We start from the raw sequence: 6,662 nt of genomic DNA on the forward strand, positions 1-6,662 counted from the left end.
ATAACGGCTTTCATAAAGTTAAATGCAGCCTTCACATTTGTTTCTAAATCACGGTCCCATATTTCATCAGTCATATCTTCAATATCAACACGTCCACAAGTCCCAGCATTATTCACTAGAATTTGAACGCCACCAAAGCTTTCAACTGTATTGTCGACGACACTTTTAACGAACGACTCTTCACGAATGTTTCCAATCATTTCAATTACACCCACACTAGGATTCGCTTGCTTAATGAATTCAATCGTTTCCTCACATGATTTTAGGTCGACTAAACTTATATTCGAACCTTGTTCTGCTAGTTTAATAGCTGAAGCTGCACCGATTCCACCAGCTGCTCCAGTTATTATTGCCGTTTGTCCTTTGACACTCATTATTAACACATCCTTCTTCTTAACTAATCAATTCCAATTAAATCCGGTAAAAATGTAGAAATTCCCGGGATAAATGTTACTAAAATTAAGACCACTATAGCTGAAATTAAGAAAGGTAAAATCGCCTTGGAAACTTGTGATATAGGCAGTTTCGTTATACCTGCCGCAACATATAAGTTCAATCCAACTGGCGGTGTAAATAGACCAATTGCTAAGTTTAGAGTCATAAACACACCAATAACTGTTGGGTCCATATCTAAAAATAATGCAATCGGTAAAATGATTGGAACAAAAATATAAAAAGCTGAAATTGCATCTATAAATGCACCTGCAACTAAGAGCATTAAGTTAATTAATAATAAAATTATAATAGGGTTTTCCGTTATAAATAATAATGAATCAGCGATTTGCCTAGCTATTCTCTCTGAAGTGATTATGTAAGCAAATAATGAAGCTGAACTCACAATAAACATAACGACAGCTGTTTGAACCGATGCATCTACAAATACGTTATACAACTTTTTAATAGATAGTTCTCGGTAAACGAACATACCAATAAACAAGCCATAAAAGACAGCTACAACCGCTGCTTCTGTTGGTGTGAATATTCCACCATAAATACCACCTAATATAATGATTGGAATTAACAAACCCCAAAAAGCTGATAAGAAAGACTTTCCGATATCTCTTAAACCACTTCTTTCGTAGTTCTTTACAGGTTTCACTTCTTCTTTGGCAGGGAGCAGCTTTTGATCATCACGCCATTTTATAATTAATGCTGTAATGACAAAAGCAATCGCTAGTAGTATTCCAGGTACAATACCTGCTATAAAAAGCCTACCGATCGTAACGTCTATTTGGTCACCTGCAACTACTGCAAAAACGATAAAAGCAATACTAGGTGGAACAATAATACCTATTGAACCTGAACTTGCAACTAAAGATGCTGCTGTATCTTTTCGATATCCGTTTTTTACAATTGCAGGAATTAAAATACCTCCAATTGCCGCAACTGTAGCTGGACCTGAACCGGAGATTGCAGCAAAAAACAAAGCCGTAATCACGGTTATAAATACAATTCCACCCCTCACATTACCTACTAAGGTTTGCGCAAAGCTAATCAATCTCCTTGAAATTCCTGCATACTCCATAATGACACCAGCTAATATAAAGAACGGAATTGCTAATAATGTAAATGTTGAAATACTCGTATACATAATGTTTGACATAGTATTAACACTCGTCATACCACCTAAAGAGAACAACACGATTACAGAGGTCGTTCCAATGGCAATGGCGATTGGAACTTTTAATAAAACTAGTAAGAAAAACAGTCCAAATAATAAAATGATTGTCATTCTTCGACCCCCTCACCGTTAATACTACGCCACTCTAATATAAACATTTGTATTGTTCGTATGATGCACAGCGCCGCACCTATTGGTAATGCAAGTGAGAACAGCCATCTTGGCCATCCTAATGCTGGTGTCGTACTATTGATCATCCTTTGAAACTCAATCATTTCATACCCGAAGTAAGCAATTGTCAAAAAAAAGAAAACGGATATAAGAGTAACAACGATTGATATGACTTTCTTTAAATTTTTTGGTGCAATATCAAAAATTAAAGTAAAGCCTAGGTGCGCATGTTTACGGACACCTATGGCTGCTCCTACAAAGGTTAATAATACAAACAAGTTTACTGTCACTTCTTCTGTAAACGATAATGAAATTCCTAATACGTTTCTCGTCAAGACATTTGTAAAAGCGATAATGGACATGACCGCTAATACGGAAACCACTATAAACTCTTCAATGTTATTCAACCACCGAGCCATGCCTTATTCCCCCTTCTAACCGCTTTAAGGTGTAAACGCTTCTAGTAAGTCAGCACCCCACACATCTTCAAAGTCATCATAAATGGGTTGTACCGCTTCTAGAAATGCATCTAACTCTTCTTCTGTTGGATAGTAGAATTGCATGCCACGCTCTTCTAGTTCTTCAATTTGCTCAGCTTCTCTTTCTCTTGCTAGTTCAACCTGATGCTCTGCAGCCTCTTGCCCTAAACGAGCAAATAACTCTTGATCTTCTTCACTCAACGACTGGAAAAGCTCTTGGTTCATTCCTAATACTAGCGGGTCGTAAGAGTAGTTCCACATTGTAGTGTAATCTTGTACTTCATCTAAACGAGAAGAATAAATAACGTCAATTGGATTCTCCTGACCATCAATAGCTCCTTGTTGTAATGATGTAAATACTTCAGAGAATGTCATAGTAGATGGGTCAGCACCTAACTCTCTCCATAAGTCTGTATACATCGTGATACCAGGAATACGGATACCTAATCCATCGATGTCCTCTGGCGACGTAATCTCATGTTCGTTATTTGTTACTTGGCGGAAACCATTTTCACCGTAACCTAAAGGCTCTACACCAATTTCTCTCAAGATGTCTTGTAACATCTCTCCACCTTCACCATTAAACACTTCATCAACCTCATCGTGATCTCTGAACAAGAATGGAGCACTAGCAACACCAAACCTGTCGTCTAAGATCGAATAAATAATCGTAGAGTTAAAAGTTAAGTCGATATTTCCTCTTGATAACAACTCAACAGCTTGCCCTGAGTCCCCACCAGATAACTCTTCATTTGGATAAACATCAATTGTTATACGACCTTCTGTTTCTTCTTCAATATCTGTTGCTAATTTTTCTGCCGCTTCAAACCAAGTAGAAGATTCAGCAACTGTAACTGACATCTGCAAATCATGGCTCTCTTCTCCAGCAGCAGCCCCCTCTTCATCACACGCAACTAAAAAAATGGATAAAACAACTAACAAGACTAAAATAGAAAACCTCTTCATTTCATGTTCCTCCCCTAATTTTTAAAGAATATAGTCATGAATAAAATCTATTAAATGCATGGCTTCCATTTGGTCAGATAACCCTTCTCGCTCTATACCAAGTTTCATCTGCAATAGACAACCAGGATTTGTCGTAACCAAGATTCGTGCTTGTGTTTCATTAACATACTCCATCTTGTCATCAAGAATTTTCATAGACATTTCTGGCTGAGATAAATTGTATATGCCAGCAGAGCCGCAACAATGGTCTGAACCTTCCAATTCTACATAATGAACATTGTTAATAGCTTTCAAAATTTCCCTAGGTGCATCTTTAACTCGGCTCACATTTCTCAAATGACAAGAATCCTGGTATGTTACTGTAACGGTACTTTGTTGTTTATAAGTTAAAGCTTCTTTCGTAATGCCTAATTCATAAACTAGTTGTGTAATATCAATTGACTTACGCGAAAATTGCTTTGCCTGCTCTAATAGCTCATAATCTTCACCTTCTAATAAGTGATCATACTCAGAAAGAAAGGCTCCACAACCTCCAGCATTATTGACGATGTAATCTACATCCTCAGCCAAAAACTGTCGTAAATTAACCTTTGCATTTTCTCTTGCTTTTTCTAATTCTCCACTATGTCCTTGAAGTGCCCCACAACAAACTTGATTCTCAGGTACCCATACATCACAACCAAGCTCTTGTAAAACATTAATCGTCGCTTCATTTGTTTTGGCAAACATCGTATCCATTAAACAACCTGTGAAGAAAGCAACCTTCGTCTTTTTACTTTTACCCTCATAAACCATCCCCTTTTTGACATTACTTTTTTCTATCCTTGGAATCACTTTTTCCATCTCTTTCATTGTAGATGGAAAGAATGATAGAATACCCATCTTCCTTGTAAGCGTTTGCAAACCAGAGCGTTGATAAAACTTTACAAAACTTGTAGCTTTCTCCATTACACTTTGGTTTTGAAACAAGTAATCAAAAGCTACTTTTCTCGCTGCCTTTTCTTTAATAGGAGCATTCGTTTCTCGTTGTATAACGTTTCTTGCGCTCTCTAGTAATGACCCATATTCAACCCCAGCTGGACATGCGGGTTCACATGCTCGACATCCTAAACACAAGTCAATCGACTCTTCTACAGATCCATCAAAGGGAATATCACCATCTCTGACTGCTTTCATTAGAGCAATTCTGCCACGAGGGGACTGTGTTTCATCGTAATTAGAATGAACATATGTAGGACATGCCGGTAAACAAAAACCGCAGCGCATACAATCAAGCAGCTTCGTTTCTTCAATCTCTTCTTGAAAACCTTGTTGTATTTTTTCTTGCATTTCTAAAGTGCTCATCTTGAAACCACCACACGCTTTTTAGTAGATTTAGCGAACATCTTTCCTGGGTTCATAATATTATTGGGGTCAATCGCTTTTTTGATCGATTTCATCAACTCTATACCTTCTCTACCAATCTTCCACTCTAAGTAAGATGATTTCATTTCACCTACACCATGCTCTCCTGTGATCGTGCCACCCATATCAACAGCAATTTGAAAAATCTCTGCAAAGGCTTGCTCTACTCGCTCAATTTCCTCTTTATTTCGTTCATCTGTTACACATGTTGGATGTAAATTTCCATCACCAGCATGGCCAAAAGTTTGAATTCTTACATTATACTTTTCTGCTGTCTCGGTAATAGCCTTAACCATTTTAGCAATTTCAGATCTTGGTACAGTTGCATCTTCCAATATAGTTGTAGGTGTTAACTGGGCTAAACATGACAACGCGTCTTTACGAGCTCTCCGTAACGACTCTGCTTCTTGTTCATTGGCTGCTCGTGTAATACTAATCGCTCCAAACCACTGACAAATTTCATTGATCTTTTCAATGTCATTTGCAACTACTGCCTCAGGACCGTCCTGTTCTATAAGTAATAACGCTTCACAGTCTGTTGGCAAACCTATTTGTTTATAATCTTCAACTACACGAATCGTTTCTTGATCCATAAACTCTAAAGTTGCTGGAATTATTCGGTTAGCAAGAATGGCTGATATCGCCTCTGCTGCTTCTTCCATAGATTTATAAATCACAACCATTGTTTGTTTAGATGGCGGCTTAGGAATGAGCTTAAGCGTTGCCTGAGTAACAATTGCTAAAGTCCCTTCTGACCCAACTAGTAAGCTTTTAAAATCATAGCCAGCGACATCTTTTGCTAGTTTCCCACCAGTATATATAATGTCCCCATTGGGTAGTACAGCTTCTAGAGCTAAGACATAATCTTTTGTGACACCATATTTTAACCCTCGTAACCCACCTGAGTTTTCGCTAATGTTACCGCCAATCGTCGATATTTTACCTGAACTCGGGTCAGGTGGATAAAACAAGCCGTTGTCTTCTACATAGCCATGAACTGTCTCAGTAAGAACACCAGGCTCAACTGTTAATGTTAAATTTTCCTCATCAAGCTCAACTATTTGATCCATGTTGTTAAATATTAAGACAACCCCACCTTTTGTTGGTGTTGTACCTGCTGCTAAGTTTGTACCAGATCCCCTAGGTACAATGGGAACACCCTGTTCATTACATAACTTTACAATTTGTGAAACTTCACTTGTGTTTCGGGGAGATATAATTAAATCCGGCATAGATTGAAATCCTGCAGTAGCATCATAAGAGTAAGATAATCTTGCTGCTGTTGATGTTTTAATATTTTCAACACCGGATATTTCTTCTAATTTTTGTATAAAATCTCGGTTTAAAATATCCGTCCCCCTCCTTCCTGTTTTAAACAATGAAACCGTTTACAACGTTGTTAGACTAATTATATTATTCTGAATGTTCTTAAATCAATGTATTAAAACACAAAAAAAAGAGCTTTTAAGCTCTCTTTTTTGTATCTTCATATAAAAATCGATACCCTAAATAGAGTAATGTAATATGGTGAACACTTCTTAAATCCAAGTCTGTTAACTGTTCAATCTTTCTCAATCTATAATCAAGAGTATTTTTGTGAATGTATAAATATTCAGCTGTTTTATGACGTGATAAGTCATTTTTAAACCAAGCACTTATTGTTTCTAGATACACATCTTGACCTTTTATTGGATTAATTGTACGTTTAACAAACTCTCTTTTAACACTAGAATCCAACACTTGTTGCAACAGCTCTAGCCGGAGATCTCCATCAAACACAACATCTTTCGTTTTAAGTGAGACTGCACAGGCTCGTTCCGCTTGTTGCAGCGACACTTTTAAATTTTCAGATCGCTGAGACTGCCAACTCCAATTGCAACACTCTCATCAAATAATTTTTCCAACTCTTTCTTAAAACGTTTAAGACGAGACTTTAAAACAAGCTCATCTTCTTGCTCTATCAGGAATAAAATTCGATCTTGCCCCCAACGAATAATTAATGTCTGTCTGAGACTGCCAAG

Annotated in this window: 8 protein-coding genes; all 8 read right to left on the minus strand. The window is 37.3% G+C overall.

Features of this window, described 5'->3' with window-relative positions:
* Positions 1-374, minus strand: a 374-nt coding sequence (locus A194_RS0113630) for an SDR family oxidoreductase (RefSeq protein ID WP_017187372.1), incomplete at its 3' end; no start/stop codon positions are given.
* 23 nt (positions 375-397) lie between these two features.
* Complete coding sequence (locus tag A194_RS0113635; protein WP_017187373.1) at positions 398-1,732, minus strand: TRAP transporter large permease; 1,335 nt, start codon at positions 1,730-1,732, stop codon at positions 398-400.
* The gene (locus A194_RS0113640; protein ID WP_017187374.1) at positions 1,729-2,211 is read right to left on the minus strand and encodes a TRAP transporter small permease; all 483 of its coding nucleotides are present in this window, start codon (positions 2,209-2,211) and stop codon (positions 1,729-1,731) included. The genes A194_RS0113635 and A194_RS0113640 overlap by 4 nt, the downstream gene beginning before the upstream one ends.
* A 24-nt stretch (positions 2,212-2,235) precedes the next feature.
* The gene (locus A194_RS0113645; protein ID WP_017187375.1) at positions 2,236-3,237 is read right to left on the minus strand and encodes a DctP family TRAP transporter solute-binding subunit; all 1,002 of its coding nucleotides are present in this window, start codon (positions 3,235-3,237) and stop codon (positions 2,236-2,238) included.
* A gap of 21 nt (positions 3,238-3,258) precedes the next feature.
* Positions 3,259-4,581, minus strand: a complete 1,323-nt coding sequence (locus A194_RS0113650) for a (Fe-S)-binding protein (protein ID WP_017187376.1) — start codon at positions 4,579-4,581, stop codon at positions 3,259-3,261.
* Entirely contained in the window at positions 4,578-5,990 is a 1,413-nt protein-coding gene (locus A194_RS0113655; protein ID WP_029425293.1) for an FAD-binding oxidoreductase, read from the minus strand. The genes A194_RS0113650 and A194_RS0113655 overlap by 4 nt, the downstream gene beginning before the upstream one ends.
* 115 nt (positions 5,991-6,105) lie before the next feature.
* Complete coding sequence (locus tag A194_RS18570; RefSeq protein WP_017187378.1) at positions 6,106-6,477, minus strand: PucR family transcriptional regulator; 372 nt, start codon at positions 6,475-6,477, stop codon at positions 6,106-6,108.
* 2 nt (positions 6,478-6,479) lie between these two features.
* Positions 6,480-6,662, minus strand: a 183-nt coding sequence (locus A194_RS19505; protein ID WP_029425294.1) for a hypothetical protein, incomplete at its 5' end; no start/stop codon positions are given.

This window comes from Alkalibacillus haloalkaliphilus C5, assembly GCF_000269905.1.
In the GTDB taxonomy this organism is placed as follows: domain Bacteria; phylum Bacillota; class Bacilli; order Bacillales; family Alkalibacillaceae; genus Alkalibacillus; species Alkalibacillus haloalkaliphilus_A.

Excerpts from the sequence above, each read along its gene's own strand:
- A194_RS0113635 (WP_017187373.1), bottom strand. The coding sequence starts at position 1,732 with ATGACAATCATTTTATTATTTGGACTGTTTTTCTTACTAGTTTTATTA.
- A194_RS0113640 (WP_017187374.1), bottom strand. The coding sequence starts at position 2,211 with ATGGCTCGGTGGTTGAATAACATTGAAGAGTTTATAGTGGTTTCCGTA.
- A194_RS0113650 (WP_017187376.1), bottom strand. The coding sequence starts at position 4,581 with ATGAGCACTTTAGAAATGCAAGAAAAAATACAACAAGGTTTTCAAGAA.
- A194_RS0113645 (WP_017187375.1), bottom strand. The coding sequence starts at position 3,237 with ATGAAGAGGTTTTCTATTTTAGTCTTGTTAGTTGTTTTATCCATTTTT.